At 65.6% G+C, this 26,180-nt stretch carries 23 protein-coding genes, 1 tRNA gene and 1 other RNA gene; 13 read left to right on the top strand and 12 right to left on the bottom strand.

All coding sequences use genetic code 11. The features are described 5' to 3' along the window. Nucleotides 1–63 precede the first annotated feature (63 nt). Nucleotides 64–762, bottom strand: a complete 699-nt coding sequence (locus tag EO174_RS01460; RefSeq protein ID WP_016902469.1) for an FKBP-type peptidyl-prolyl cis-trans isomerase N-terminal domain-containing protein — start codon at nt 760–762, stop codon at nt 64–66. A gap of 163 nt (nt 763–925) precedes the next feature. On the opposite strand from EO174_RS01460, the gene EO174_RS01455 reads away from it, so the two are divergent. From EO174_RS01455 to nth, 3 genes are read left to right on the top strand one after another with little or no spacing between them, the layout of a single operon-like run. Beyond that, nucleotides 926–1,708 carry an enoyl-CoA hydratase-related protein gene (locus EO174_RS01455; RefSeq protein WP_119129097.1) on the top strand — a complete coding sequence of 261 codons (783 nt, stop codon included), beginning with the start codon at nt 926–928 and terminating at the stop codon, nt 1,706–1,708. Nucleotides 1,709–1,718: 10 nt separating this feature from the next. After that, nucleotides 1,719–2,099: a hypothetical protein gene (locus EO174_RS01450; protein WP_104582781.1), complete on the top strand. Its 381-nt coding sequence runs from the start codon at nt 1,719–1,721 to the stop codon at nt 2,097–2,099. After that, nucleotides 2,096–2,806 (top strand): endonuclease III, encoded by a 711-nt coding sequence (nth, locus tag EO174_RS01445; RefSeq protein WP_119132251.1) that lies wholly within the window; start codon nt 2,096–2,098, stop codon nt 2,804–2,806. Before EO174_RS01450 ends, nth begins: the two co-directional genes overlap by 4 nt. A 246-nt stretch (nt 2,807–3,052) precedes the next feature. Here nth and EO174_RS01440 read toward each other — a convergent pair whose 3' ends face one another. The 3 genes from EO174_RS01440 to EO174_RS01430 all read right to left on the bottom strand — a co-directional run bounded on the left by EO174_RS01440 (nt 3,053) and on the right by EO174_RS01430 (nt 5,747). Beyond that, a complete protein-coding gene (locus EO174_RS01440; RefSeq protein ID WP_104582779.1) occupies nt 3,053–4,621 on the bottom strand; it encodes a SulP family inorganic anion transporter in 1,569 nt (522 codons plus the stop codon). 11 nt (nt 4,622–4,632) lie between these two features. Next, nucleotides 4,633–5,313: a carbonic anhydrase gene (locus EO174_RS01435; protein ID WP_016902474.1), complete on the bottom strand. Its 681-nt coding sequence runs from the start codon at nt 5,311–5,313 to the stop codon at nt 4,633–4,635. 113 nt (nt 5,314–5,426) lie between these two features. After that, nucleotides 5,427–5,747 (bottom strand): hypothetical protein, encoded by a 321-nt coding sequence (locus EO174_RS01430; protein ID WP_181116173.1) that lies wholly within the window; start codon nt 5,745–5,747, stop codon nt 5,427–5,429. Between the two features lie 336 nt (nt 5,748–6,083). Here EO174_RS01430 and EO174_RS01425 point away from each other — a divergent pair, with 336 nt between their 5' ends. From EO174_RS01425 to rnt, 9 genes are all read left to right on the top strand, one after another. Continuing rightward, nucleotides 6,084–7,334 carry an OprO/OprP family phosphate-selective porin gene (locus EO174_RS01425; RefSeq protein WP_126941756.1) on the top strand — a complete coding sequence of 417 codons (1,251 nt, stop codon included), beginning with the start codon at nt 6,084–6,086 and terminating at the stop codon, nt 7,332–7,334. 193 nt (nt 7,335–7,527) lie between these two features. Beyond that, on the top strand, nt 7,528–8,547 hold the full coding sequence (pstS, locus tag EO174_RS01420; RefSeq protein WP_164740043.1) for a phosphate ABC transporter substrate-binding protein PstS: 1,020 nt from the start codon (nt 7,528–7,530) through the stop codon (nt 8,545–8,547). A gap of 187 nt (nt 8,548–8,734) precedes the next feature. Beyond that, nucleotides 8,735–9,826, top strand: a complete 1,092-nt coding sequence (gene pstS, locus EO174_RS01415) for a phosphate ABC transporter substrate-binding protein PstS (protein WP_104648424.1) — start codon at nt 8,735–8,737, stop codon at nt 9,824–9,826. A 112-nt stretch (nt 9,827–9,938) separates the two neighbouring features. Then, nucleotides 9,939–10,913 carry a phosphate ABC transporter permease subunit PstC gene (pstC, locus tag EO174_RS01410; RefSeq protein ID WP_006450306.1) on the top strand — a complete coding sequence of 325 codons (975 nt, stop codon included), beginning with the start codon at nt 9,939–9,941 and terminating at the stop codon, nt 10,911–10,913. Further along, nucleotides 10,913–11,776, top strand: coding sequence for a phosphate ABC transporter permease PstA (gene pstA, locus EO174_RS01405; RefSeq protein ID WP_039511726.1), 864 nt, complete (start codon nt 10,913–10,915; stop codon nt 11,774–11,776). Before pstC ends, pstA begins: the two co-directional genes overlap by 1 nt. Before the next feature lie 22 nt (nt 11,777–11,798). After that, nucleotides 11,799–12,629 (top strand): phosphate ABC transporter ATP-binding protein PstB, encoded by an 831-nt coding sequence (pstB, locus tag EO174_RS01400; RefSeq protein ID WP_104582775.1) that lies wholly within the window; start codon nt 11,799–11,801, stop codon nt 12,627–12,629. Nucleotides 12,630–12,758: 129 nt separating this feature from the next. Next, nucleotides 12,759–13,469, top strand: coding sequence for a phosphate signaling complex protein PhoU (phoU, locus tag EO174_RS01395; RefSeq protein WP_005994733.1), 711 nt, complete (start codon nt 12,759–12,761; stop codon nt 13,467–13,469). 129 nt (nt 13,470–13,598) lie between these two features. Continuing rightward, nucleotides 13,599–13,997 (top strand): RcnB family protein, encoded by a 399-nt coding sequence (locus EO174_RS01390; protein WP_104648422.1) that lies wholly within the window; start codon nt 13,599–13,601, stop codon nt 13,995–13,997. A 140-nt stretch (nt 13,998–14,137) separates the two neighbouring features. Further along, on the top strand, nt 14,138–14,785 hold the full coding sequence (gene rnt / locus EO174_RS01385) for a ribonuclease T (protein WP_104582773.1): 648 nt from the start codon (nt 14,138–14,140) through the stop codon (nt 14,783–14,785). A gap of 210 nt (nt 14,786–14,995) precedes the next feature. On the opposite strand, the gene EO174_RS01380 is transcribed toward rnt, so the two are convergent. The 5 genes from EO174_RS01380 to rnr form a co-directional block, all read right to left on the bottom strand. After that, complete coding sequence (locus tag EO174_RS01380) at nt 14,996–18,028, bottom strand: ligand-binding sensor domain-containing diguanylate cyclase (protein ID WP_126941754.1); 3,033 nt, start codon at nt 18,026–18,028, stop codon at nt 14,996–14,998. A gap of 260 nt (nt 18,029–18,288) precedes the next feature. After that, a non-coding RNA gene (locus tag EO174_RS01375) (sX9 sRNA) lies at nt 18,289–18,363 on the bottom strand. A 67-nt stretch (nt 18,364–18,430) separates the two neighbouring features. Further along, complete coding sequence (gene rlmB / locus EO174_RS01370) at nt 18,431–19,180, bottom strand: 23S rRNA (guanosine(2251)-2'-O)-methyltransferase RlmB (RefSeq protein WP_126941753.1); 750 nt, start codon at nt 19,178–19,180, stop codon at nt 18,431–18,433. Between the two features lie 173 nt (nt 19,181–19,353). Continuing rightward, a complete protein-coding gene (locus EO174_RS01365) occupies nt 19,354–19,827 on the bottom strand; it encodes a GFA family protein (protein ID WP_126941751.1) in 474 nt (157 codons plus the stop codon). Nucleotides 19,828–19,964: 137 nt separating this feature from the next. Further along, nucleotides 19,965–22,511: a ribonuclease R gene (gene rnr / locus EO174_RS01360; RefSeq protein ID WP_126941749.1), complete on the bottom strand. Its 2,547-nt coding sequence runs from the start codon at nt 22,509–22,511 to the stop codon at nt 19,965–19,967. A 121-nt stretch (nt 22,512–22,632) separates the two neighbouring features. Between rnr and EO174_RS01355 the strand changes: the two genes are divergently transcribed. Further along, nucleotides 22,633–22,719: transfer RNA gene (locus tag EO174_RS01355), tRNA-Leu, on the top strand. A gap of 220 nt (nt 22,720–22,939) precedes the next feature. Here EO174_RS01355 and EO174_RS01350 read toward each other — a convergent pair. The 3 genes from EO174_RS01350 to EO174_RS01335 all read right to left on the bottom strand — a co-directional run bounded on the left by EO174_RS01350 (nt 22,940) and on the right by EO174_RS01335 (nt 26,086). Further along, nucleotides 22,940–24,463, bottom strand: coding sequence for a platelet-activating factor acetylhydrolase IB subunit (locus EO174_RS01350; RefSeq protein ID WP_164740042.1), 1,524 nt, complete (start codon nt 24,461–24,463; stop codon nt 22,940–22,942). A gap of 334 nt (nt 24,464–24,797) precedes the next feature. Next, on the bottom strand, nt 24,798–24,911 hold the full coding sequence (locus tag EO174_RS23320) for an acyl-CoA dehydrogenase family protein (protein WP_126941743.1): 114 nt from the start codon (nt 24,909–24,911) through the stop codon (nt 24,798–24,800). Between the two features lie 26 nt (nt 24,912–24,937). Then, a complete protein-coding gene (locus EO174_RS01335; RefSeq protein WP_119129088.1) occupies nt 24,938–26,086 on the bottom strand; it encodes an acyl-CoA dehydrogenase family protein in 1,149 nt (382 codons plus the stop codon). Nucleotides 26,087–26,180 lie beyond the last annotated feature (94 nt).

Here is a 26,180-nt window from a genome sequence, read left to right as displayed (position 1 = left end):
CGCTGGATCCAAACGACAACGCCGGCCTGGTGGCCGGCGTTGTCACAGCAACATCCAATGCAATTACTTGACGCTGACCAGCTTGATCTCGAACTGCACAGCCACGTTCGGCGGGAACGGGGTGCGCGGATCGGCACCGTAGGCCTTCTCCGGCGGCAGGGTCACTTCCCACTTGGAGCCGGCCGGCATCTGCAGCAGCGTGTCGCGCATGGCCTGCATTTCGACTTCGCTGACCTTGATGGCCGGGATCTGCTGCGCCGGACGTGCCTTCTCGCGGTCGCCGAACGGGAACGGACCAGCCACTTCCAGCTGCACGGTGCTGGCCTGGGTCGGCTTGGCGCCCTTGCCGGCTTCGATCACGCGGTACTGCACGCCGCTGGGCAGCGTCTGCACGCCAGCGGTGCCCTTGTTCTTGGCCAGGAACTGGTCGCTCTTGGTCTTGTTGGCCGCAGCGGCCTTGTCGTACTCGGCCTTGGCCTGCTGGGCACGGCCCTGCTCACGCTTCTGGAACGCTTCGACGGCCGGCTTCAGCTGGTCGGCAGTGATGGCCGGCTGCTTCTTGGCATAGGCGTCCTGCAGACCCTTTACCACCGAGTTGATGTCGAGCTGCTCGCCGCGACCGGTGAGCTCGGCAAGATTGTTGCCGTAGTCATAGCCGAAGTAGTAGCTCAACTTGCCCTTCTCGGACGTCGTGTCCTGGGCCAGTGCATTGCCCGTCAGGGCCAGGGCCGCCACAGCGACCGCGATAGAACGCAACTTCATCAAACAATTCTCCAGGGTGGTGGCACAGGACGGGTCTGCCGCCTGAGATGACGCGCTAGGATAGCGGCCGCGATACCGAACCGCTACTTATCACGAAAGCTAGGACCAGCAAGGCTTTCGGAAGTTCCGTATTTACTAATTTTTTACGTTCGCAAGGATTTCCATGTCCAATCACGTCATTCTGATCGCCGACCACGCCAGTGTACGGACGATCACGGTCAATCGACCGGACAAACTGAACGCCTTGAACCAGGAAACGCTGCGGGCACTGGATCATGCCTTTGCCGAGGCAGCCAGCGCAGACCACATCCGCGTGGTGATCCTGACCGGCGCAGGCCCCAAGGCATTTGTCGCCGGCGCGGACATCGCCGAAATGCGCGAGCTGTCGGCGATGCAGGGCCGCGAGTTCTCGCTGCTGGGCCAGCAGGTGATGCGCCGGATCGAGCGCATGCCCAAGCCAGTGATCGCCATGGTCAACGGCTTTGCGCTGGGCGGCGGGCTGGAGCTGGCAATGGCCTGCCATTTGCGTATCGCCGCATCCACCGCACGCCTGGGGCAGCCGGAGATCAACCTCGGCCTGATCCCCGGTTTCGGCGGCACGCAACGGCTATTGCGTCTGACCGGGCGAGCGGCGGCGCTGGAGCTGTGCCTGCTCGGTCTGCCGATCGATGCGCCGCGTGCGCTGCAACTGGGCCTGGTCAACCGCGTGGTCGAGCCGGAAGCCCTGCAGGAAGACACCCTGGCCGTGGCACAGCGTCTGGCCGTCGCCGCACCGCTCGCGCTGCGCGGCATTCTGGATGCGGTGGTGTTCGGTGGCGAATGCGCCATCGAAGAAGGCCTGCAGCTGGAAACCGCGCAATTTGCGCTGCTGTTTTCCAGCGACGACATGCGCGAAGGCACCGGCGCGTTTCTCGAAAAACGCCCCGCGCACTTTCTCAATCGCTGATCGGCTTGCCATGACGTTCGACCCCAACCCGGCAGCACGTCCCCTGCCCCTCCAGCTGTTCGACTGCGTACACGCCGACGATCTCGATCGTGCGTTGGCACTGGGTTTGATGGAGTATCGGCCCGATCCGGGCGACGACCTGCTGGATCCGGCCTGCCCGCAGCTGCGCGCGGTGTTGCTTGCCGCACAACAGCGGCTGCGCGATGCCTGGGCCGCCCGCGACCGCTACCGCGCACGCGCCGCGCGCCTGCAACGTCGTGCTGCCGAACGCGATGCACGCCGAACGCCGGCACCGGCGCCCAGCCAACCCGCCGCAGCCGCATTACCGCCGCTGGCCGCAGCCATCCTGGCGCGCGCAAAGGCCAAGGCCGCTGGCGGCGCACCGCCATGAACGCGATCCGTCAGACCCCGCCGGCAAGGCGCGGCAACCTCATGCGCAAGCCTGAAATACAGGAGATGTTCGCGCGGTTGCGCGAGCTCAATCCGCACCCGACCACCGAGCTGGAATACACCACGCCATTCGAGTTGCTGATCGCGGTACTGCTGTCGGCACAGGCCACCGATGTCGGCGTCAACAAGGCCACCCGCAAGCTGTATCCGGTGGCCAATACCCCGCGTGACATTCTCGATCTCGGCGAAGAAGGCCTGAAGCGCTACATCGCCACCATCGGCCTGTTCAATGCCAAGGCCAAGAACGTCATCGCCACCTGCAGGATCCTGCTGGAGCAATACGGCGGCGAAGTACCGCACGATCGCGCCGCGCTGGAAGCCTTACCCGGTGTCGGCCGCAAGACCGCAAACGTCGTGCTCAACACCGCGTTCGGCGAGCCGACCATGGCGGTGGACACGCATATCTTCCGCGTCGCCAACCGCACCGGTCTTGCGCCGGGCAAGGACGTGCGCGCGGTCGAAGACACGCTGGTCAAGGTCATTCCTGCCGAGTTCCTGCACGACGCACATCACTGGCTCATCCTGCATGGCCGCTACGTCTGCAAGGCACGCAAGCCCGACTGCCCAGGCTGCGTGATCCACGACCTGTGCCGCTACCGCGACAAGACCCCCGCACCCGCCGAACGGCCAAAAACTCCCAAAAGCTGACGCAATCCGAATCAACATGGCTGACACGAACTAACAAAACCATCGCAACTGCAAGCGCTCAGTCGGGCACCAGGCCTGCCGTATCAGCACCTCAGCACCGCCAATCCTGGCTTTTCCGATTCCCCAATCCCGAATCCCGATTCCCGGCCATAAAAAATCGCGACCAGATGATGCGTCTTGCGGCGCCATGCATCACCCGGTCACGATAGAGTTCACCCGGCGCGAGCGCCGGGCGTTGCAGCAGGTTTACGCCGCCTTGGCTTGTTCGACGCGCTGTTCGACCAGCACGCTTTCCACCGCCGGCTGGCCTTCCACGCGTCGATCCAGCTCCTTCCAGTCCACCACCAGCTCGCAGCCGCGCGAGGCCGCATTCCGGCTCCAGTCGCGCAACAACTCGATGCAGGCATGGTCGACGTGATGCAGCTTGGCCACATCCAGATGCAGGGCGGTGTTCGGCGGCACGCTCTCCAGCGTGCGCGCCATCGCCGGCACCTTCAGGAACGTTGCCGAGCCCTGCAGGGTCAGATGCATCTCGTCCTTCTTGTGCTCGTGCTCACGCACGTCCACCTTCAGGCGCGATGAATGCAGTGCCAGACGGAACAACGACAGGCCGAAGCCGATCAGCACACCGGTCAGCAGGTCGGTCGCCACGATCGCGAAGGTGGTCGCCAGATAGATCGCCGCGGTGCCACGACCATAGGTCGCCAGCTCCTTGACCTGACCGATCTTGATCATCTTTACGCCCGTGTAGACCAGGATGCCGGCCAGACATGCCACCGGCGTCATCCGCAACAGCCACGGCAGCAGCATTGCGAAGACCAGCAACCAGCCGCCATGCAGCACCGTGGACATGCGCGTGGCCGCCCCGGCCTGCACATTGGCCGCGCTACGCACGATCACGCCGGTCATCGGCAATGCGCCCAGGAAGCCGCACAGCATATTGCCCACGCCCTGCGCCGCCAGCTCACGGTCGTACTGCGTGCGCGCGCCCTGATGCATGCGGTCCACCGCCGCCGCCGACAGCAAGGTCTCTGCGCTGGCGATGAAGGCAAAGGTCACCGCCGACACCAGCAACGTCGCATTGAACACGCCGAAGATGTCCGCGACGCTGGGGATGCTGATCGCCGAGAACAGATTGGTCGGCACGTCCACCTTGTTGACGTTCAGGCCCTGCAACTGCACCGTCGCCGTGACCACCACTACCGCGATCAACGCACCTGGCAAAAAGCGCAGACGCTGCGGACGCAGCTTGTCCCAGGCCAGGATGATGCCGATGGTGGCCAGGCCCACGAACAACGCGGTACGGCCGGTGCCTTCGGTGATTGCCTGCCACACCACGGCCGGCAATGCAGCGAAGTTTTCCAGACCGCGCGCCTTGGGAGCGGCGTCCATCAGCACATGCGCCTGCGAGGCCACGATCAGGATGCCGATGCCCGACAACATGCCGGCCACCACGGCCGGCGATGTCATCCGGAACCACACGCCTGCGCGGCACAGACCAGCGATCAGCTGAATCGCGCCCGCCACCAGGATCACCGGACCCAGTGCGGCAATGCCGTGCTCGCGGACCAGTTCGAACACCAACACAGCCAGGCCGGCGGCCGGTCCGCTCACCTGCAGAGGAGAGCCCGCCAGAAAGCCGACGACCAGTCCACCGATAATGCCGGTGATCAGGCCTGCGGCCGGCGGCATGCCGGAAGCGATCGCAATGCCCATGCACAACGGGAGTGCGACGAGGAAGACCACGACAGACGACAGCAAATCACGCCCGAACAGTCCCTGGCGGAAATATCCGCCGATACCTGATGTGTTCATGATGTGCTCCGTCAGGCGAGTTCGGCGCGCACGACTTGCTGCAGTCGCGGACGTGGGGTGGCTTCGGGGGTGTTGTCCGCCAACAACGGACGGAAGCCACCCTTCTCGGCATCGAAGGCGCGGATCTCGCCGTGGGCGATGTCATAGATCCAGCCGTGGATGCGCAAGGTACCGGCCGCCAGACGCGCGGCGACCACCGGCTGCGTGCGCAGATGGTCCAGCTGCGAGACCACGTTCTCCTCGGTCATGCAGCTCAGCGCTTCCTGGCTGTGCGGGTCGTGTCCGTGATGGGCCGTGACGTGACGCGCCGCATCGGTGTGCTTGAGCCAGGCCGCCACGGACGGCACGTCCTCCAGCGATTCCGGCTTGAGCACGGCCTTCATCGCGCCGCAGTCGGTATGGCCGCAGATCACGATATGCCGCACGCCCAGTACGGCGATGGCGTACTCGATCGCCGCAACCACGCCGCTGACGTGCTGGGAGTAAGGCGGCACCACATTGCCGATATTGCGATAGACGAACAATTCGCCCGGTTGTGCGGAGAAGATCAGCTCCGGCATGACGCGCGAGTCGGCGCAGGTAATGAACAACGTGTGCGGACTCTGGCCGCCGGCCAGTTCCTGAAAGCGCGCACTCTGGCGCGGATACACTTCCTTACGGAAATGACGAAAACCTTCTAGCAAACTTTCCATGGGAGATACCTCTAGGCAACGAATGGCCATCCGCGGCGCAGGCCGCGAATTGCAAAGACGAACAAATCAAAGGAAGCCGGTGCGCTGCACCGGTTGACGCGACTAACGAAGGATCAGGCGCGCGCTGCGTTGGGAGGACGCAGTTGCGGGATCAGGTCGCGTTTTTGAGTTGCCGGCGCGTAATGCGCGTACCAGGAGGGGAAATAACGTGCGACCACCGGCCATGCCTGGGAGAGCAAGGGGATGTCGTCTGCAGAGTGCGTATCGACCTGGGTCTGTGCGTCCCCATCATCCTGCAGATCATCGGCTGCGTCGCGTTCTTCACCAGCATCCGCCATCACCGCCACGCCATCGCCCACAAGCGCATCGTGGATGCGGTCGTGCGCATCGGCCGCCGACCACGCAGTGAGCGCGAGCAGGCAGGCCAACAGCAATTGGAGGAATCGGGGAAACATGGCCTCGAAACTAACAATTTAGAACGCGCCTGTGCAAGTGGTGCGACGCACAAAGCGCCTGATACGCCGCCGTTCCACCTGGTTGGTTCAGGTCGCAATAAGCTTGAGCTCGCTGAAACGGTGAACCACGCCACTGTCACATCTGTCATACGAGGCAGCCCGTTCAGACTCATGACACACACTGACAAAAGACAAACACGCGTAAATCTTTGTCTTTGTTGACAAAAATCAGATTGCAACGCGATCCGAAGTTGTCACATTAACGCAACTTTCACGCCATAGCCTGCGCTCACTTTCTCAGGTCGCAAGGCACATATGAAACTTTCTCCCACCCTGCTGGGCGCTGCCCTGTTGCTGGCGCTGGCCGCACCCGCCGCGCATGCCGAAATCGCCATCGACGTGATCGGCGGCTCGGAGATGTCGCTGGAAGGCCTGGTCCAGGCTGATGGCAACTGGTTCCACAACGATGTGCAGGATCTCAATGGCCCGATCGGAGCCAATGGCGACAATTCCGAATTCAGCATCCGCCGTGCCGAGCTGGTGCTCAAGGGCAAGGGCCCGGGCAATTTCGAATGGGTGGCCGGTTACGACCCGAGCGTGCTGAAGGAGGTCACCATCCGCGGCACCACCATCCGCAGCACCGGGCGTTTCCTCGACAACAACATCAAGTACAAGTTCGCCGGCAACGCCAACAACTATCTGCAGATCGGCCAGTTCAAGCAGCCCAACAGCCTGGAAGAGCTGTCCAGCACCAAGAACAACGACTTCGTCTCCAAGGCCGCAGTGACCAACACCTACGGCATCTCGCGCCGGCTCGGCGTGGCCTACGGAATGGGCGACAACGACTGGAGCATCACCGCCAGCGCGTTCGGCCGCGAACTGACCCGCAACCAGGCACATGGCAGCGGCTACGGCGCACGCGGCACCTGGGCGCCGATCAACGAGAGCGGCAATGTGCTGCACGTTGGCCTGAGCTACCTGGGGTACGACACCGACGACGACACCCTGCGCCTGCGCGCGCGCCCGGACGCCGACCTGACCACGGTGCGCCTGATCGACAGCGGCGCCATCACCAACGTGGACAGCGTGGGTGTGGCCGGAGCCGAGGCGATGTGGATCACCGGCCCGTTCAAGCTGCAGGGCGAGTTCTTCCAGGAAAACGCCAAGCGCATCGGCAACAACGCCAACGACTACAAGAGTGATGGCTGGTACGTCAGCGGTGTCTGGAACATCACCGGCGAGACCTGGGGCTACAAGGCCGGCGTGCCGACCACCCCGCTGCCGAACGCGCCGGCCTCGGGGATGTGGCAGCTGGCAGTGCGCTACGACACCCTGGACCTCAACGACGGCCACCTGGTCTCCAACGGCACCACCCCGTTCGTGGACGGCGTGCTGGGCGGCAAGATGGACGTGTGGACGGTCGGTGCCAACTGGTACTGGCGCTCCAACTTCAAGTTCGCACTCGACTACGCCAAGGTGGAAAGCACCCGCTACAACAGCGCCACGCGTGGCCTGGTCGACGACAACCCGTCGATCATCGAGGCACGTGCGCAGTTCTATTGGTAAGTGCGCGATCGATCCGGCCGCCCTGCCGCGCTGCTGTGAGCGCGCCATGGCGGCGACCCGCCTGGCCCGGCAATGCGCCCGGCCGCAACGCCGTCATCTGCATGTCATCTCCCGGACACCGCGCGGTCATGCCCCTGCCCTGCAATGGCGCGACCGCGGGACGTCCTCATCCCTTCGCTACAGGAGCTGTTCCGTGATCCACTCTCTGAAGACCCGTCTGGCCGTCGGCGTGCTCACCGCCTCGCTGGCCTTGTGCGCCGAGGCCGCCGATGTCACCGGCGCCGGTGCCTCGTTCATCTACCCGGTGATGTCCAAGTGGTCGGCCGACTACAACGCGGCCACCAAGAAGCAGGTCAACTATCAATCGATCGGTTCGGGCGGCGGCATTGCCCAGATCAAGGCGGCCAGCGTGGACTTCGGCTCGTCCGATGCCCCGCTCAAGCCGGAAGAACTGGCCGCTGCCGGCCTGGCGCAGTTCCCGTCGGTGATCGGCGGCGTGGTGCCGGTGGTCAACGTGCCCGGCGTGGCCGCAGGCGCCCTGAAACTGGACGGCAAGACCCTGGGCGACATCTTCCTGGGCAAGGTCAGCACCTGGAACGACCCGGCGATCGCCGCGCTCAACCCGGGCGTGAAGCTGCCCGAGGGCAAGATCACCGTGGTGCATCGCTCCGACGGTTCGGGCACCAGCTTCAACTTCACCAACTACCTGTCCAAGGTCAACCCGGACTGGAAGAGCAAGGTCGGCGAAGGCACCGCGGTGCAGTGGCCGACCGGCATCGGTGGCAAGGGCAACGAGGGCGTGGCCGCGTACGTGAAGCAGATCAAGGGCGGCATCGGCTATGTCGAGCTGTCGTATGCGCTGCAGAACAAGATGGCCTACACCGCGATGAAGAACGCCGCCGGCAAGTTCGTGCAGCCGTCCGACGAGACCTTCGCCGCCGCCGCCAACAGCGCCGACTGGGGCAACAGCAAGGACTTCTACCTGGTGATGACCAATGCCTCCGGCGACAACGCCTGGCCGATCACCGCGACCAACTTCATCCTGGTGCAGAAGAAGCCCAAAAACCCGGCCGGCCTCAAGAACACGCTGGAGTTCTTCCGCTGGGTCTACAGCAAGGGCGATGCGCAGGCCAAGCAGCTGGACTACGTGCCGCTGCCGGACAGCCTGGTGACCCAGATCGAAGGCTACTGGGCCAAGAACCTGCCCAAGTAACGCCACGCACAGCAACAGGAACGACGCCGTCTCTCTCCCCGGCGTCGGTACCGGGACGCGGCCCCACGGGGGTCGCGTCTTTTTTGTGATGCCTTCTCCAAAAGGCACTGTCATGCACGTGTAACAAAAACATCATTTCATAGCGTGGTCTGCCGGGTCCCCCGGCCAATCCAGCCTCGGAGCTTCCATGAAACTGCAGTCGGCCAGCCTGACCGCCCTGTCCCTCACCATCGCCCTCGCCCTGGCCGCCTGCTCGCCCGGCAAGGATGCGCAGTCCGGCGATACCGCTAAGGGCGCGCCCAGCGCGGGCGCCACCGCCAGTGACAGCAAGAGCGCCGAGATCTCCGGCGCCGGTGCATCCTTCATCTATCCGCTGGTCTCCAAGTGGTCGGCCGACTACAACGCCGCCACCGGCAACAAGGTGAACTATCAGTCGATCGGCTCCGGCGGCGGCATCGCGCAGATCAAGGCCGGCACGGTGGACTTCGGTTCGACCGACAAGCCGCTGGACAGCGCCGAACTGCAGCAGGCCGGCCTGGGCCAGTTCCCGTCGGCGATCGGCGGCGTGGTGCCGGTGGTGAACCTGGAAGGCATCGCACCGGGCAAGCTGCGCCTGACCGGCGCGCTGCTGGGCGACATCTTCCTGGGCAAGGTCACGATGTGGAACGATGCGGCGATCGTGGCGGCCAATCCGGGCGTGACCCTGCCGGCCACCAAGATCAACCTGGTGCATCGCTCCGATGGCTCGGGCACCACCTTCAACTTCTCCAACTACCTGTCCAAGGTCAGCCCGGAGTGGAAGAGCAAGGTCGGCGAAGGCACCTCGGTGCAGTGGCCCGGCGGCGTCGGCGGCAAGGGCAATGAAGGCGTCGCCTCGTACGTGCAGCAGATCAAGGGCTCGATCGGCTATGTCGAACTGGCCTACGCCCTGCAGAACAAGATGCCGTACGCCTCGCTGCAGAATGCCGCCGGCCAGTGGGTGGAGCCGAACGCGGAAAGCTTCGCCGCCGCTGCGGCCAGCGCCGACTGGGCCAACGCCAAGGATTTCAACCTGGTGATCACCAACGCACCGGGCGAGAAGGCCTGGCCGATCACCGCGACCAACTTCATGCTGATGCACAAACAGCCCAAGGATGCGGCGCGCAGCAAGGCGACGCTGGACTTCTTCAAGTGGGCGCTGGACAACGGCCAGGCCCAGGCCAGCGAACTGCATTACGTGCCGCTGCCGCCGGAGCTGGTGCAGCAGATCCAGGCCTACTGGGCCAGCGAGTTCAAGTGATGCCCTGCACCCGCTGTCGTGGCGGGATGCGCTGCGGTGAGGTGCCTGCGGGCGCCTCGCCGTTCCTGCTGTCTCACGCTCCCGCGATTGCGCGGGTGACGAGTCCAATCGAATGAATGCCACCGCCATTCCCGAAGCGATGACCGCCCCGCGCGGCCGCGACCTGCGCGATGCGCGTGCCGATCGCCTGTTCAAGCTTGCGCTGGCCGCCACGGTCGTTTTCGTCCTGTTGGCGCTCGGCAGCGCCGCGCTGTCGATGCTGTGGGGCGGACGCCATGCCTTGCAGATGCAGGGCCTGAGCTTCTTCTATTCCGCCGACTGGAATCCGGTGGAAAACAAATACGGCGCGCTGGCGCCGATCTACGGCACCCTGGTCACCGCCCTGATTGCGATGGTGATTGCGGTGCCGGTGAGTTTCGGCATCGCATTCTTCCTCACCGAGGTGGCGCCGCGCTGGTTGCGTGGCCCGGTCGGCACTGCGATCGAACTGCTGGCCGGCATCCCGTCGATCATCTACGGCATGTGGGGCCTGTTCGTGCTGGTGCCGGTGATGACCGAGCACGTGACGCCCTGGCTCAACGATCACCTGGGCACGCTGCCGCTGATCGGCCCGTTGTTCCAGGGCCCGCCGCTGGGCATCGGTCTGCTGACCGCAGGCTTCGTGCTGGCGATCATGGTGATTCCGTTCATCTCCTCGGTGATGCGCGAAGTGTTCCTGACCGTGCCGACGCGCCTGAAGGAATCGGCGTACGCGCTGGGGTCGACCAAGTGGGAAGTCAGCTGGGACATCGTGCTGCCCTACACCCGCTCCGCAGTGATCGGCGGTGTGTTCCTGGGCCTGGGCCGTGCGCTGGGCGAGACCATGGCGGTGGCGTTCGTGGTCGGCAACACGGTGCGGCTGTCGCCGTCGCTGCTGGAGCCCGGCACCACCATCGCCGCGTTGATCGCCAATGATTTCGGCGAGGCCACCGAAACCTATCGTTCGGCATTGCTGCTGCTGGGGTTTGTGCTGTTTATCGTGACCTTCATCGTGCTGGCGATCGCGCGTTTCATGCTGATGCAGCTGTCGCGTCGGGAGGGCAACTGATGTCCTCGGTCTCGCAATCACTGTACAACCGCCGCCGCGTGACCAACGCGATCGCCCTGCTGCTGTCGTGCGTCACCGCGGTGTTCGGCCTGTTCTTCCTGGCCTGGATCCTGTGGACCCTGTTGTCCAAGGGCGTGCCAGGCATCGACGTCAACCTGTTTACCAAGATGACACCGCCGCCGATGCAGGAAGGCGGCCTGCTCAACGCCTTCTTCGGCAGTGCGGTGATGTGCGGCCTGGCACTGGCGATCGGCACGCCGCTGGGCATTGCCGCCGGTACCTGGCTGGCCGAGTACGGCAATGCACGCAAGGCCGGGCTGGTGGTGCGTTTCGTCAACGACATCCTGTTGTCGGCACCGTCGATCGTGCTGGGCTTGTTCGTCTACACGCTGTACGTGATGCAGACCGGCGGGCGCTTCTCCGCGTTTGCCGGCGCGCTGTCGCTGGCCTTCATCGTGCTGCCGGTGGTGGTGCGCACCACCGACGAAATGCTGCGCCTGGTGCCGGCGCAGATGCGCGAAGCGGCGCTGTCGCTGGGCATTCCGCAATGGAAGGTGACCGTGCAGGTGCTGTATCGCGCCGCCTCGGCCGGCATCCTCACCGGCATCCTGCTGGCCCTGGCCCGCATCAGCGGCGAAACCGCGCCATTGCTGTTCACTGCCTTCGGCAACCAGTACTGGAACAGCAATGTGTTCCAGCCGATGGCCAGCGTGCCGGTGATCATGAATCAGTTCGCCGGCAGCCCCTACGAGACCTGGCAGACCCTGGCCTGGTCCGGCGCGCTGGTGCTGACCGTGTTCGTGCTGCTGGTGAGCCTGGGCGCGCGTGCCCTGCTATTGCGCAACAAGATCTCCAATGACTGACCTCTCCCTCCGGACACCCCACATGAACGATCTCCAAAACGCCATGCCGATGCATCGCATCGCCGTTCCGGCCGCCAAGGGGGCACCGACCGCACAGGCGCCGGTGAAGGTGGCCGCACGCAACCTGGATTTCTATTACGACAAGTACCACGCGCTCAAGGGCATCAACATCGAGATTCCGGAAAAGCGCGTCACCGCGTTGATCGGGCCGTCCGGTTGCGGCAAGTCGACCCTGCTGCGCATCTTCAACCGCATCTATGCGCTGTATCCGAAGATGGAGGCGCGCGGCGAAGTGTTGCTGGACAACGAAAACATCCTCTCGCCGAAGTACCCGATGAACCGGCTGCGCAGCAAGGTCGGCATGGTGTTCCAGAAGCCTGTGCCGTTTCCGATGACGATCTTCGAAAACGTCGCCTACGGCATCCGTCACCACGAAAAACTGTCCAAGGCCGACATGCAGAACCGTGTCGAGCAGGCGCTGCGCCAGGGCGCGCTCTGGGACGAGGTCAAGGACAAGCTGGGGCAAAGCGCGCTGGGCCTGTCCGGCGGCCAGCAGCAGCGGCTGTGCATTGCACGCGCCGTGGCGCTACGGCCGGATGTGTTGCTGCTGGACGAACCGACCTCGGCGCTGGATCCGATTTCCACCAGCCGCATCGAGCAACTGGTGGAAGAGCTCAAGCGCGAATACACCATCGTGATCGTGACCCACAACATGCAGCAGGCCGCGCGCGTGTCCGACTACACCGCCTTCATGTATCTGGGCGACCTGATCGAACACGACCGCACCGAAACGATTTTCTCCCAGCCGTCCAAGCAGCAGACCGAGGACTACATCACCGGTCGTTTCGGTTGATGTAAGGCGGGCGCCGCATCCCGCATCGACGCCGCTTCGCCGCGCCCTTGCCCGGCACGACATCCCCCTCACCTGCGATGTCGCCAAGGTGAAGGCGGACACCCACCACCGCCACGAATCGAGACCACGATGAACCAGCACCTCAACGACCATATCGTCAAAAGCTACGACGAGGAGCAGCACCGTCTTGTCGCCGAGATCGTGCGCATGGGCGACACGGCGGTGGCGCAGCTGGAAGCCGCACTGGATGTGGTGGAACGTCGCGACGACAACGCCGCACATCGCATCGTGGTCAACGACGAGGCGATCGATGCGCTGGAGCATGCGATCAGCCACGACGTGATGCGGCTGGCGTTGCGTGGCCCGATGGCGCGCGACCTGCGCGAGATCCTGGCCGGCCTGCGCATTCCGGCCGATATCGAACGCATCGGCGATTACGCGGCCAATGTCGCCAAGCGCTCGATCGCGCTCAATTCGGCACCGCCGCTGCCGCAGACGGTGGGCCTGCGTGCACTGGGCCAGATGGCGGCCGACGCCGTGCGCGAGGCGGTGCAGGCATACCGCAACAAGGATGCCGATGCGGCCATCCGCGTACGCGATGAAGATGCACGCCTGGATGCGCAATACACCGCGCTGTTTCGCGAGTTGCTGACCTACATGATGGAAGACCCTCGCAACATCACCCCGTGCACGCACCTGCTGTTCATGGCCAAGAACCTGGAGCGCATCGGCGACCACGCCACCAATATCGCCGAGAACGTGTGGTTCCTGGTCCATGGCGAGCAGCCGCTGCCGCCGCGCCTGAAGCGCGACGACACCAGCACCACCGGCGTCATCTGATCCGCCCCCGGCCTGCGACACCTGCAGGCACGCTGCGAACACGCGCAGAGGCCCTGATCATTACGTATTCAGCAAATTGCGCCTAGGGTGCAATCACACAGGCTGTTCCTGTGACGCAGGAGTACGCAGATGAAACGCATCATCGGATCCCTCATGGTTGTGTCGCTGCTGACGTCCGGTGCAGCGTTCGCTGCACCGCAACAGCATGACGACCGCGATCGGCGCGCGCAGCACCACGACGCGCGTGGTCCGGACCGTGGCGATGAGCATCGCGACGACAGGCACGATGACAGGCGTGACCACCGCCCTGGCGCGCACAACGACGACCACCGCAACGATCGTCGTGGCCCGCCCTATCGGCGCGGCGAACGTCTGGCACCGGACCATCGCGGCACGCGCGTGGCCGACTACCGCAAGCATCATTTGCATGCGCCGCAGCGCGGGCACGAGTGGCGCCGCGTGGACAACAACTACGTGCTGATTGCAGTGGCCACCGGCCTGATCGCAAGTGTGGTTGCCGCCCGCTGAGGCCAGTGCTTGCGATGCGAGGTTATCGGGCCCGATCCGTGGCAACACGGGTCGGGCTTTTGTTTGCCCGATCGCCAGTGCGGACGTGCGGGCAAGCTGCCGACTGCCACGATCGGGTCGGTCGTGCGACCTGCTAGGCTATGCCGATGAACGCACCGGTCGACCTGCCACCTGCCCCCTCCTTCCTGCCCATGTCGCGGCGCTTTCGCGGCTACCTGCCCGTGGTGGTGGATGTGGAAACGGGAGGATTCGACTGGAACAGGCACGCCTTGCTGGAAATCGCCTGCGTGCCGATCGAGATGGATGCCGACGGGCGGTTCTTCCCCGGCGAGACCGCCAGCGCACATCTGGTGCCGGCGCCGGGGCTGGAGATCGACCCGAAGTCGCTGGAGATCACCGGCATCGTGCTCGACCATCCGTTCCGTTTCGCCAAGCAGGAAAAGGACGCGCTGGACCACGTGTTCGCACCGGTGCGCGCGGCAGTGAAGAAGTACGGCTGCCAGCGCGCGATCCTGGTCGGGCACAACGCGCATTTCGATCTGAACTTCCTCAACGCTGCGGTTGCGCGCGTCGGCCACAAACGCAATCCATTCCATCCGTTCAGCGTGTTCGACACCGTGACCCTGGCCGGCGTGGCCTACGGGCAGACCGTGCTGGCGCGCGCGGCACAAGCCGCGGGCTTGGACTGGAACGCCGCCGACGCGCATAGCGCGGTCTACGACACCGAACAGACCGCGCGGCTGTTCTGCACGATTGCCAATGCGTGGCCGGGGCCTAGCGCGGGCTGATCGAGCCGGGAATCGGGAATCGGGATTGGGGAATCGCAAGAGCAGCGAGGCTTCCTGCTCGAGAAATCAGCAGTTAGTGGCGCCGCCGTGTGGCCGTGCCCTCATCCGCCCTTCGGGCACCTTCTCCCGCAGGAGAAGGAAAGCGCCAGGCACCTTGCTCTGCGATTCCCGATTCCCGATTCCCGATTCCCGACTCCCCAATCCCAGCACCTAACCCACGCAGATCCGGTCGCGCCCCGCGCTCTTGGCCTGATACAGCGCCTGATCGGCGCGCTGCATCAGCGATGAGCCGGTGTCGTCATCGCGCAACTCGGCCACGCCGGCACTGAAGGTCACCTGCAGGCCGTCCACGCCGCCCCAGTCGTGGCGCGCATGGAACAGCTCGCGGATGCGCTGGCATAGCGCCTGCGCATCGTCCAGCGTCGTATCGGCCAGAAGCAGCGCGAACTCTTCGCCGCCCAGGCGTGCCGGCAGGTCCGATGCGCGCGCGGCGGCCGTCAGCAGCACGCCGACGTCGTGCAGTACCGCATCGCCGCTGGCGTGCGAGTAGTGGTCGTTGATGCGCTTGAAGTGGTCGATGTCCAGAATCGCCAGCACCAACGGGCGCGTGCTGCGGCGTGCGCGGCTGATGTCGCGCGCCAGCGCCTCGTCGAAATGCCGGCGGTTAGGCAGCCCGGTCAGGGCGTCCTCGTGCGCCTGGCGCTCGAACACGTCGGACTTGATGCGCAGCCGCGTCAGCAGCTCGCTTTTTTCCTGGTTGGCCTGCAGCAGGCGCTGTGCCTGCAATTGCAGATCTTCGGTGCGTATGCGCACCAGTTCGGCCAGGCGCGCGTTATGGGTCTTGTAGCGGCGCAACAGGAATCGATACACCAGCGCCAGCAATAAAATCGCACCCAGCACCGCGGCCAGGCGCACGTCCTGGCGCTGCCACCACAGCGGCAGCACCTCGAACGCCCACATCGCCTCGTGCGTGCTCCAGGCACCGCCGGGATGACGGGCTGCCACATGCAGACGGTAGCGTCCCGGCGGCAGGCCGATGAACTCCACGCTGCGTTGCCGGCCACGCTCGATCCAGTCGTTGTCCAGCCCTTCCAGGCGCGTGCGGTACTCGATGCGCTCCGGCAGCAGGAAGCTCATGCCGACGTAGGACACGTTCAGCCGATGCCCGCCCGGTAGCCGTGCCTGCTGCCGCCATGTCAGCGGACGTGCGTCCTGTTGCACGCTCTCGATCACTGCAGGCGGTGCGGGCCGCTCGCGAAAGCGCTGCAGGCGCGCCGGGTCGACCGTGCTCACGCCGCCGGCTGTGACCACCCAGATCGAGCCATCGGCACGCTTGATCATGCTCGGCCCGGAGCTGCCGTTGGCCTGCGCGTTGCCCATGCCGTCGATCTCGCCATAGCGTTCGATGACCAGCCGGCCGCGTCCATCGGCAACCGCGTCGAGCAGCGTCAGTGGCGTGCGCAGCACGCCGCGATTGCTGCTGATCCAGGCGTTGCCGAATCGGTCGTCGACCAGCTGGAACACCGTATCGACCGGCATGCCCTGCTCCAGGCCCACGCGTGCGAGCCTGCCGTTGCGCATGCGGTACAGGCCGCGATCGGTGGAGATCCAGACAGCGTCACCGATGCGCTGAAAACCGAACACACTCCGCGCGCCGCCCTGGGCTTCCAGATCCAGCTGCTGCAGCTTTCCGTTGCGCAGCACCGCCGCGCCGTCGACCGAGCCGATCCACAGCGCGCCATCGATGCTGGCCAGTGCGGTCACGACCCCGTCGGGCAGGCCTTCGACGGCCAGGGACTGGCGCCTGCCGTCGACCAGCTTCACCACCCCGCGCTGCGTGGCCAGCCACACCACGCCGGGGTCTTCGGTCACGATGGCGCGGATATGCCCGCTGGGAATGCCCTCGGCATCGCCGTAATGTTGCAGCAGACGTCCGTTGCGCAAGACGAAGACGCCATCGGCATAGGTGCCCACCCACAGATCGCCGCGCCGATCCAGCGCCAGGCTGAGCACCGAGAGCTTGCGCCCGGATGGTGTGGCCACCGCCACCGGCACGATGCGTCCGTCCGGCAGCATGCGATCCAGGCCGGCGGTGCCGGCGATCCACAGACTGCCGTCGTGGTCTTCCAGCACGGCACGGGCGTAGTCGCCGCTCAGGCCATCGCGCTGGCTGTAGCTGCTGAACAGGGTTTCGCGCAGGCGAAACAGCCCGCCGTTGGCACCGACCCAGATGCTGCCTTCGGCATCCTCGCGCAGGCTGACGATGCGCCCGGTCGGCAGGCTGCGACCGGCCGGCAAGTGCTCCACCCCATGACTGCCGATGCGCAGCAGCCCCTGATTTTCGCTGCCCAGCCACAGGTCGCCGTGGCGATCCTGCAGCATCGCAGTGAAGTGGCCTTGCCCGGGCACACGATGCACCAATTCGGCGGACTCGCCCTGCAGCCGGTACAGCTGCTCGCCGGCGACGACCCACAGCGTGCCGTCCGCTGCGCGGTACGGCCATGCCAGCCCTGGCGGCAGGCCGAATGCGGCCGGGGCACGATGCATGCGCCCGTCCGGTTCGCGGTAGATCAGGCCGTCCAGCGTGCCGATCAGCAGCCGGCCCTGGTCATCGAACGCCATGCGCGGAAAGCTGCTCTGCAGCGGCACGCCATCACGCGGCGGAAAGTACTCAAAGCGCCCATCCGGCCACAGGCAGCCCAGCCCGTGTCCCTCGAACAGCAGCCACATGCGACCACGCGCATCCATGGTCATCGCATGGATCAGCGCCTGCGGCCACTGCCCTTGCCGCTGCCAGTGCCGCCACTGCCCATCGCTGCCATGACGCACCAGATTGCCGCGCGCATCGCTGAGCCACAGCGCACCATCGCGGTCGACGTACAAGGCACCGACGCCGTTGTCGGGCAAGCCCGGACGCGTGCTGCGGTCGATGATGCTGAATTCCAGGCCGTTGTAACGCACCAGCCCTTCCCAGGTGGCGAACCACAGGTAGCCGTCGCGGGTCTGGGCGATATCGCGCAGCGAGTTGTGCGGCAGGCCGTTACGCGAGCTCCAGCTGTCGATTGCGTAATCGCGCAGTGGCGCCGTGCCGGCCGGTGCAGCCAGTGCCGCGAGCGAGCACAGCGCCAGCAGCATGCAGACAACGGCGCCGAGCCAGCGCTGCGGCCGCTTGTCTCCCCGTGCCGACGCCTTGGCATCGCATCCGTTCTCGCCCGTCGACCAGGCCCCCGCCCCATCTCTCATCAGACATAACACGCCGTTCGCTGGCGATATGGTAGGCAAAAACGGGCACGCGCGCCGGTGGATCTCCACATGCCTGGACGAAAGTCATATGCAGCGCGCTACCTGCGCGCCCGGCACTGCAGCGGCAAGTGCACCGGCGCCATGGTTTGCGCAGATCGGCTGCTGCGTGAGTGCGCGGATCGCGCCGCGCCGCACGCGCGATCTCGCCATGCCGATCGACCTGCGCGGTTCGCCATTGGCACGCACGTGCAATTCAAAGTGGTTTGCAACACAGGGCGAACAGTCGCCAGCTGGATGCGGGCGACGCGCAGCAAGCGCAGTGCACGTTGGCGCATGCCGAGTCAGGGCATCGGCCGCTTCCGCGCCCACCTAGCGGTGAGCGCAGTCGTTTCGGTCGCCGCTTCAGGCGCCCAGGCGCTGGCGTACCGCTTCGAACAGGGTCACGCCGGCCGCCACCGACACGTTGAGGCTTTCGATATCGCCCGGCATCGGAATCTTGACCAGGCCGTCGCAGTGCTCGCGGGTGAGACGCCGCAGGCCATCGGCCTCGCCACCAAGCACCAGCCCGACGTTGCCGCGCAGGTCCACGCTGTACAGCGAGGCCTCGGCTTCGCCGGCCAGGCCGTACAGCCACACGCCCTGCTTCTGCAGATCGCGCAGGCAACGCGCCAGATTGGTCACCGCAACCACCGGAATACGGTCGGCCGCACCGGCCGAGGTCTTGCGCACGGTTGCGTTGACCGTGGCCGACTTGTCCTTGGGAATGACCACTGCCGTGACGCCGGCGGCGGCAGCGCTGCGCAGGCATGCACCGAGATTGTGCGGGTCCTGCACGCCGTCGAGGACCAGCAGCAGCGCGCGTCCCTCGGCCGCGGTCACCAGCGCCTCGAGCTCGTTCTCGGCCCACAGGCGCGCTGCCGCATAACGCGCGACCACGCCCTGGTGGCGCACCTGGCCACCGACGCCATCGAGTGCCTGGGTGTTGACCCGGCGCACGTCGATACCCTTGCGGCGGGCCTGCTCCTCGATCTCGATCAGGCGCGGATTCTTGCTGCCGGCCTCGATCAATACCTCGCGCACGTTGTCGGCGTCGTTCTCGACGGACGAGGCGACGGCGTTGACGCCGACGATCCACTGATTCTGCTTGCTCATTGCGCGGGAATACGAAGCGATAAAGGGAGAATGGTAGGGCCTGCGGCCTGCCACGTCACGGCCGGACCCTGGCTACGAGCACCACATGCCAGTCGCGGCGCAACGGAAGTGGCCGTCGCCGCGACGCGCAGTTCAACGCGCCAGCTCGACAAACGCCGTTGCGGCTGCCAGGGTCACGCAGGCCAGCGGTCGGTATCGTGATCCGGATGCTGGCGCGACACCAGTGCAGCCAGAAACGCCGGCGCCTGCGGGTCGTCCTCGGTGCGATGGGCCGGCAACGCGCCCAATGTGTCGACAAACGGCAGTTTGCCCTCGACCCCATACTGGATCACCGGCGGCAGCAACGCGGGCGTGTCGAAGCTGCCGGCGGCAATGGCCAGGCCGTCGGGCGCCTCGTAGGTCAGCGGCGTTCCGCAGTCGGCACAGAATCCACGCTGCACCAGCGACGAAGACGCGAAGCGCCGGGGCTCGCCGCGTGTCCAGGCGAACTCGGCGCCGCGCACCGACACCAGCGGCGCGTAATACGCACCGAAGGCCTTCTGGCACATGCGGCAGTGGCAGATCGAGGCGTCCGACAACCGGCCGCGCACGTGGAAACGCACCGCACCGCATTGGCAACCACCGCTGTACCCGATTGCTGTGTCCATCGTTGCCTCTGTGCCGTTGAAGACGGGTGACCCGTGCGCATTGCGCGCTTTTGCACGCAACACCCTGCACGCGTGGCCAGCGATCCCGACGCATCGCGAGCGGCCGCCAGGCGACGGCTCGCGACAATGCCACCGTGCTAGTGCTGCTTCTTCCTGCGCTTGGCCGGCTGATCGCGCGGCGGCAGCGGCGCTTCGGGCGAATCGCCACGGTCCTCGGCCAGGCGGAAGTCGATCTTGCGTTCTTCCATGCTGGCCTTGAGCACCAACACCCGCACCGGGTCGCCCAGGCGGAATGCGCGGCCGCGGCGCTCGCCACTGAGCGTCTTGCGGATCGGATCGAACTGGTAATAGTCCTGCGGCAACTGGGTGACATGCACCAGGCCGTTGACCTTGGATTCGTTCAATTCCACGAACAGGCCGAATCCGGTCACGCCACTGATCACGCCGTCGAACTGGCCGCCGACATGCTTTTCCATCCACGCGGCGCGATAACGCTCGTCGACTTCGCGTTCGGCTTCGTCGGCACGCCGGCCACGCTCGGAACACTGCAGCGACAACGCCGCCATCTGACGCGGGGTGTAGATGTACTTTTCAGGGCTGGCGCCGGTCAAGGCGTGCTTGATCGCGCGGTGCACCAGTAGGTCCGGATACCGGCGGATCGGCGAGGTGAAGTGCGCATACGCCTCCAGCGCCAGACCGAAGTGACCGTTGTTGTCGGGCGAATACACCGCCAGGCTCTGGCTGCGCAGCAGCACCGACTCCAGCAGCGCCGCATCGGGGCGCGCACGCACCTTCTTCAGCAACTTGGTGTAGTCGCCGGGACGCACCTTGCTCCATGCCGGCAGGCTCAGCTGGAATTCCTTGAGGAACTCCAGCAGGTCTTCGTACTTGCTCTCCGGCGGCCGCTCATGCACGCGGTACGGTGCCGGCACATGCATGCTCAGCAGGTAACGCGCGGCTTCGACGTTGGCGGCGATCATGCATTCTTCGATCAGCTTGTGCGCGTCGTTGCGCACCAGCATGCCGGCCTGGGTGACCTCGCCGGTGTTGTCGAGCACAAAGCGCACCTCGGAGGTTTCGAACTCGATCGCGCCGCGCTGCGTGCGCGCCTTCGACAGCACGTTGTACAGCTGATGCAGGCGCTGCACCTGCGGCAGCAACGGGCCGATGAAGGCCTTGGTATCGGCATCGTCTTCGCCGACCGCCTTCCAGACCTGGTTATAGGTCAGGCGCGCATGCGAGTTCATCACCGCTTCGTAGAAACGCGAGCCGGTGACTTCGCCGTCGCGACCGACCTGCATGTCGCAGACGAAGCACATGCGGTCGACCTTGGGCATCAGCGAGCAGATGCCGTTGGACAGCGTCTCCGGCAGCATCGGCACCACGAAACCCGGGAAGTACACCGAGGTGGCGCGCTTTTGCGCCTCGTCGTCCAGCGGCGTGCCGGGACGCACATAGTTGGACACGTCGGCGATCGCCACCACCAGACGGAAGCCGTCGGCGTTGGGTTCGCAATACACCGCGTCGTCGAAATCCTTGGCGTCCTCGCCGTCGATGGTGACCAGCGGCATCTGCCGCAGATCCACACGCCCGCCGATCATCTGCGGCTCGACCACCAACGGCACCGCCGCGGCTTCGTCCAGCACTTCCTGCGGGAATTCGTGCGGCAGCTCATGGCCATGGATGGCCATTTCCACCACCAGCGACGGCGTCAGCTTGTCGCCGAGCACCGCGATGATCTTGCCGATCGCCGGGCGCCGGGCGTCCGGCGGCGCGATCAGTTCGCACACCACCAGTTGCCCCTCGCGCGCCTCGCCGATGCCGTCCGGTGCGATCTGCACGTTGCGTTGCACGCGCTTGTCGTCCGGGTCGACATAGGCCACGCCATGCTCGTAGAAAAAGCGCCCGAGCATGCGTGACATGCGGCGCTCGAGCACGCGGGCAATCGCACCTTCGCGACGGCCGCGGCGGTCGATGCCGGTGACATTGGCCAGCGCACGATCGCCGTGCATGACCTTGCGCATTTCGTACGGCGGCAGGAACAGGTCGTCCCCACCTTCGTCCGGCTTGAGGAAGCCGAAGCCTTCCGGGTTGGCGATCACCACACCTGCAATCAGGCTGGTCTGCTGCACCGGCGCGTAGCCGCCGCGGCGGTTCTGCACCAGCTGCGCTTCGCGCACCATCGCCGCCAGGCGCTTGCCCAGCGCGTCGATGCGGTCGCTGAGGTTGAGTTGTTCGGCAATTTCCTCGGCGGTCTGCGGGCCGTCGCAGGCGTCGAGCAGCTGCAAGATGGCCTCGCGGCTGGCGATCGGCTCGGCGTAGCGCAGTGCTTCGCGATCGGCATGCGGGTCCTTGAACCCGGCCGCCGGCGCAGGCGCTTCGGTCGGCGCCTGTTGGAAGCGTTCCGGCGGCGGCGCCGGCGGGCCGCTCTTGCGCGGATGCGGTGCACGTGGTGCCGGCGGCGTGGGCAGCGCGGGCGCTACCGGCAGCTCGGGCGAGGCGTTGGCGGCCTTGTCGGCAGCGCGTTTGTTCGCGGACTTGGTCGACGCGCCGGCGGCGGCGCGGACCAGGAAGTCCGGCATCCAGCCCGGCAACTTCTGTTTTTCGGCGGTGGTGGCATCGCCCGGGCTGGTGGACTTGCGGCGACTGGGCCGATCGGAATCTGGGGTGTTTTTCTTTGTCATTGCTTACATGGTACCCCTTGCGGCCGCGACATGGGCAGCACGCCTTGCCCGGCCGGTCGCAATTGCTGCGTGCCAGGCATTGACAAGCCTGCCGGGAGTCTGCAAAATTCGCGGCTCACCTGCCCAGGTGGCGGAATTGGTAGACGCACTAGCTTCAGGTGCTAGCGGGGGCAACTTCGTGGAGGTTCGAGTCCTCTTCTGGGCACCAGTTTAAAAAGACCTCCGAGCAATCGGGGGTCTTCTGGTTTCTGGGGTCTGGAAAGTCGTGATCGGGGACGGTGCGCCAGCGTTACCGGCCGCCGGGAGCCTGCCGTTGATCGGCGGCCGAAGCTTGATTCCGCCTGCGCCGTGCTCGGCAACGCCGCAACAGGCCGGCCTGCTGCTGACGGTGGCGCCCTCTTCGACACCACCGTCAGCAGCGGAGGCCGTTATGGCACCGCCGTAATACCCGCCTCGCGCAGCGCCGTCGCCCAGATCGCATATCCGGTCTCACTGGGATGGGTGCCGTCGGGCATCAGCGCCTCGGGCAAGGTTCCGTCCGGCTGCAGCATCCGAGGGCCGATATCGAGCAGACGCACCGACGGATCCTTGCCGTAACGCGCGGCCAGCAGCCGGTTGGTCTCGGCAATGGGTGCGCGCTGCGCGTCCCCGGCATGGCGACCGCGCGGCATGATCGCCATCAGGATCAGCTGGCTCCTGGGCAAACGACGACGCACCTCGCTCACCACCGCCTCCACGCCCTGTGCGGTCTCGGCCGGCGTGGCCGCGCGCGCTTGCGCGGTGCCGGTGAGGTTGTTGGTACCGATATGCAGCACCACCCAGCGCGGGTCCAGGCCGTCGAGCTCGCCCTGGCGGATCCGCCACAGCACATTCTGGGTGCGATCCCAACCGAAGCCCAGATTCAGTACCGGGCGCCGGCCGTACAACCAGCGCCAGGACTCGGGCCCGCTGACACGCGTGGCCAGCGGCGGGCCCGCCCAGAAATGCGTGATCGAATCGCCGATCATCACCACCTGGGGCGTAAGCGCGCGCGCTTCAGCCAGCGCCGCATGGTGACGTGCATCCCAGTCGTAGGAATCCTGCTCCAGCCGGTCGACCGGAATCAGCGAGGTCGCAAAGTCGCGGCCCAGCTGTGCAACCGGCTTGACCGGCGGCTCGCCGAGCAGGCGCGCCAGAGTCGGTTCGATCGCCTCGGCCAGCATGCGTTGACCCTGCGTGTCCGGATGCAGGGCACCGGCCGGCGGACGGAAGCGGGTGTCGTAGAACAGCTCGCTGCGCAGCTTGCCATCGCGCTGGAAGATCGACCCCACATCCAGATAGGTCACGCGCGGATTGTCGCCGTAGCGCACCGCCAGGCCCTGGTTGATCTGCGCATCGCGGCGCGACTTCTCGCTGGAGATGTCGCTGGGCAGCACGCCCACCAACAGGATCTGCGTGCGCGGCAATTTCTGTTCGATCGCCGCGACCACCGCATCGATGCCGAGCTGGGCCTGCTCTGCGGTCTGGCCGAGATGGCCGGTGTTGTTGGTACCGATCAGCACCAGCGCGACCTTGGGTTGCAGACCGTCGACCTCGCCATTGGCCAGCCGCCACAGCACGTTCTCGGTGCCGTCGCCGCTGAAGCCCAGGTTGAGCGCGCCACGGCTGCCGTAGAAGGTCTGCCAGGTCGGCTGGAAATCTTCGTCAGGCGCCTTGGCTTTTTCGTAGTTCTGGGTGATCGAATCGCCGATCAACAGCAGCGGGGTGTCAGGGTGCTGGCGCACCTGCTCCAGCACCTGCGCATGTCGCTGCGCCCACCACGCCTCCTGCAGGCGGTCGGTGGGCACGATCGAAGGTGGCGGCGTCTGTGCGCTTGCCGCGGCGCAGACCAGCAACAGGCCACAACACACCAGCACCGGCGCGATGGCAGACAGCAAAAGACGAGGAAACACAGCGTGCAAAGACCGGAGCATGCGCGCACCAGAGGCTGGAGAAGCCACGATTGTGATCCGCGCGCGCCGCGCACCACAAGCGTGGACGCAGCCACCCGCCATGTCAGGCTGCGACGTGCTTGTGGTATGTCGGCGCCAGGCCACTGATACGGCGCATCTGTGATGCCGGATCGCTCATGCTTGCGTAGGAGCGCGCTTACGCGCGATGCGGCGTTATCGGTAACGCTTCATCGCGCGCAAGCGCGCTGTTACCTGGCAGTGGGAAGCAATCGCCTCCATCAAGGCACCGGATCGAGCACTGCGTGCCTCGGGCCAATGGAATCGGCACCCGGCGGCGCGCTGCCGAACTAGTTATTCAGCGCAGGCCGGTCTCGCCGCGCGCGATCACCAGGCGCTGGATTTCCGAGGTGCCTTCGTAGATTTCGGTGATCTTGGCGTCACGGAGAACGCTCCAGCGTTGCCGCGCCATGCGGCAGCGCTGGAGCGCGGCCGACCTCAGCGCAGGCCGGTCTCACCACGCGCAATCACCAGGCGCTGGATTTCCGAGGTGCCCTCGTAGATTTCGGTGATCTTGGCGTCGCGGAAGTAACGCTCCAGCGGCATTTCCTTGGAATAGCCCATGCCGCCGTGGATCTGTACCGCCTGATGGGTGATCCACATCGCCGCCTCCGAGGCGGTGAGCTTGGCCACGGCCGCTTCGGTGCCGAACTTCTGGCCCTGCCCCTTCAACCAGGCCGCGCGTAGCGTCAGCAGCAACGCTGCATCCAGCTTGCACTTCATGTCGGCGATCTTGGCCTGGGTCATCTGGAAGGTACCGATGGCCGCGCCGAACGCCTTGCGCTCCTTGACATACGCCAGCGTGGCTTCGTACGCCGCACGCGCGATGCCAACCGCCTGCGAGGCGATGCCGATGCGCCCGGCATCGAGCACGCTCATGGCGGTCTTGAAGCCCTCGCCCTCCACGCCCAGCACTTCATCAGGCTGGGCGATGTAATCGGCGAACTCGATCTCGCAGGTGGCCGAGGCGCGAATGCCGAGCTTGGGCTCGGTCTTGCCGCGATGGAAACCGGCGCGATCGGCATCGACCATAAAGGCGGTGATGCCGCGCGCGCCCTTGTCCGGCTCGGTCACCGCAAACAACACGATGTACTTGGCGACCGGGCCGGAGGTGATCCAGCTCTTCTTGCCGTTGATCACGAAGCTGCCATCGGCCTGCTTGACCGCGCGGCACCGCATGGCCGACGCATCCGAGCCGGACTGCGGCTCGGTCAACGCGAATGCGCCAATCTGCGCACCTTCGGCAATCGCGCGCACGTACAGCTGTTTCTGCGCTTCGCTGCCGTTCTTCAGGATACCGGTGCAGAACAGCGAGTTGTTGACCGACACGATGGTGGAATGCGCGCCGTCGGCAGCAGCGATCTCGATCATCGCCAGTGCATAGCTGATCGGGTCCATGCCGGCGCCACCGTACTCGGCCGGCACCTCGATGCCCATCAGGCCGTTCTCGCCGAGCAGGCGGATGTTCTCCAGCGGGAACTCGCCGCTGCGATCGAACTGTTCCGCGCTGGGCGCGATCTTTTCCTGGGCGATGCGGCGCGCCACATCCTGGATCATCAATTGTTCTTCGGTAAAGCTGAAATCCACGTGGCACCCCTCCAGGCCTAGGCTGAGCGCCCATTGTAGCCCCAACCATTCGCATGCGTATGTAGTTGACCCCACACCCTGCCCGGTCGAAAAT

Source organism: Xanthomonas sp. BRIP62418 (assembly GCF_003993495.1).
Classification (GTDB): domain Bacteria; phylum Pseudomonadota; class Gammaproteobacteria; order Xanthomonadales; family Xanthomonadaceae; genus Xanthomonas; species Xanthomonas euroxanthea.
The sequence above is the reverse complement of the archived record's forward strand: the minus strand, read 5'-3'. Positions and strand labels throughout refer to the sequence as shown.